The sequence below is a fragment of the Vallitalea maricola genome, from assembly GCF_036985595.1.
Lineage (GTDB): Bacteria > Bacillota > Clostridia > Lachnospirales > Vallitaleaceae > Vallitalea > Vallitalea maricola.
In genome coordinates, this window is record NZ_BTPU01000255.1 from 1 (window position 1) to 253 (window position 253).

Sequence of the window (253 nt, forward strand, 5' to 3'; positions counted from 1 at the left end):
CAAACAAATGGAATTTTGGATGATGATTTCGAAGAACAACTTGACAAACTTTCGCAAGTAGAGGAAGAATTATTGACGGACTTAATTCCGTATTACCGAGTTTATGCAAATACTATTAAGAAAACTTTAATACAAATAAGTCCTATAAAACGATTGGGAGCTTTTAGTTTTGATAGTTTTTTACAAACGACATTGAGAATTAATGAAAATCTTTTTGTTACTAGTAGTATAGATAAAAAAACTGAGTTTTTCT

General features: G+C 28.5%; 1 protein-coding gene. It reads left to right on the top strand.

Annotation, left to right across the window (positions count from 1 at the left end):
- Positions 1–253, top strand: a 253-nt coding sequence (locus AACQ14_RS24020) for a hypothetical protein (RefSeq protein WP_339366064.1), incomplete at both ends; no start/stop codon positions are given.